Source organism: Luteibacter sp. P4_E6 (genome assembly GCF_056401535.1).
Genome location: NZ_JBFUJE010000631.1, coordinates 1 through 2059, shown reverse-complemented (window position 1 = coordinate 2059; position 2059 = coordinate 1). Strand labels below are relative to the sequence as shown.

2 protein-coding genes are annotated in these 2059 nt (G+C 59.3%); one reads left to right on the top strand and one right to left on the bottom strand.

Annotation, left to right across the window (positions count from 1 at the left end; genetic code table 11):
* On the bottom strand, nt 1–507 hold a 507-nt coding region (locus tag AC1DT2_RS21710), incomplete at its 3' end, for a hypothetical protein (RefSeq protein WP_477298671.1).
* Between the two features lie 733 nt (nt 508–1240).
* On the opposite strand from AC1DT2_RS21710, the gene AC1DT2_RS21705 reads away from it, so the two are divergent.
* Nucleotides 1241–2059, top strand: an 819-nt coding sequence (locus AC1DT2_RS21705) for an AAA family ATPase (protein ID WP_477298670.1), incomplete at its 3' end; no start/stop codon positions are given.

Genomic DNA, 2059 nt, shown 5'->3' with positions numbered 1-2059 from the left:
ACCCTGGTTCCACCACGCATCGGCTGGCAGCGGGTCGGAACCGGGCCGCCCTATGCGCTGGTCGGGCGGCTCCCGGAAATTCGTGCATCGGTCGGTGCGCGCGATGGAGTTGACCAACCAACCGATTTGATTCGGCCCCTGGATGATGGTGCCCTGGTTGGAGGTGAGCGTAGTGAGCCTCGGAATATCGAGATCCCAGTCGCCGAACTCCGAGTCGGACCACCGGACGGCCGCGTCACCGTCGGCGTGGAAGGTACGCCCGATTTCGATGGTAGGACCTGTGCCGGGGATGGAGATGTCGACAACGTGGAATGACAGCCCACCGTCGAACAGGTTGACCGATTCACCGAAAGGGGTCTCTCCGAGTGGTTGAATCTCGGTGTTGACCTTGACGAGCTTCTTGTACTCGTCTTCGGGGTTCGTTGTGGCTGTTTGCGCAAATGTCGCGGGAGCCAGAGTCAAGAGCACGACGACCAGATACCAACACAATCCTTTTGTGGAACGCATGCGCATGGCCCTTGTGGCTGACGGACAGTCCTTCGCAGCCGGGGCTGCGCCCGCGCACCAAGCCCGCCCGCCGGAATGCATCCCCTGCACCCCGGCCCGCGTCCCCTGACCCGCCGTCGCACGCTAGAGCAGGCGGGATCGCCCTCGCAATCTCTTGCGAACGCTCGCGCCTTCACATCTTTTCCGAAGATGAAGCCGCAATAGCCTGATGGAACTGGCAATACTTTGCGCCAAGGGGTGGTGTGTAGGTTTTCCCCTACATACGCTGGTGTACATGCCCTACAGGTTTTTTGCTCGTCCATCCTTGCGCAAAGGGTTGCCGGTGCCGTCGCGCAGGGCTGGCAAAAAGGAAGGCCGGCTCGGCATATTGGTCTCGTACCTCCGGTTCCGTCGACCAATTTGAGTTGTTGGCGGCTCAGGGGCGGCAGGTGACGCCTCGCCTGTTTCAGCGAGAGTCCTAAAGCGTGTCCTCTAAAGGCGCCTTAGCCTGCAGACAGCACTGAGGAAATTTATCGACGGCCGCCAGCCGGGACTCTCCAATCCGCGCCAGGGACTCAGCACGAGTTTTGCCGATAACGCATATAGAATTCCGGGAACGCACTTACTTGTAACCCGTGGGCGCGGCAGCTCGACAAAGACCTGTCGCCTTACCGACCAGCGGATGTCGTGGTGAATCCACTCCGCCGATGCCATAGCATACCGGCTGGGGYGCACGGAGCGCCCAAGGGAAATCATGAAACTGGTCGCGTTCAAGGTTGATGCGTTTCGTTCCATCGTTGCCACAGGTTGGCTACCGTTCTCGTCCGATGGCGTTACCGCCCTCGTCGGGCAAAACGAGTCGGGCAAGAGCGCCATCCTTGACGCGCTGCATGTTGCCTTCGGACACATCGGGGTCATTAGCTCGGATGATTTCCGTCGCGGCAGCAGTCGGCCCAGCATGGCCTTGAGGTTGAATCTCTCGCAGGATGAGCTTGGTAGCATCTGCGCGGAGTTGCCTGGGGCCACGGCTGAGACCGTCATGAAGGCGCTGTTCCCTCGGAGGCAGGATTTGGTGCTCCAGGCGTCGTTCAAGCAAACGGCTGGAAAGACGACGCGTTTCTTCAGCCTCGAATCGGATGTGCAAGAGGTGCTGGAACACGCCATCGCCAACGGCATTCCGGAACCGAAGGAGGGTGAGACAAAAGTGGACCCGAAGGTATTCGTGTCCACGGCTTCCGCCACATTTATCACGACCTTCTGGAAGCGCGTCCCTCTCTTTGCGCTTTTTCGAGAAGAGGACAGCTACCTTCCCAACACTGTCGAAATCGATGAAGACGAAAAGGATTGGCTCAAGGGAAGCGAGCACACGGGAGCGGACAACTTCCTAACGAGCGCGGGGCTAACGCTTGAACAGCTGCTCATCGAAGACGACCGGGAACGTTCATCTCTACTGTCCACGGCAGTCCTAAACGTCAATCGTCATCTAACTGACTACTGGACTCAGGTGCTGGGTCAGCGCGGCAAAATCAAGATTGAAGTGGAGTTTGCGCGTCACCCTCGTTCGCACCCTGAC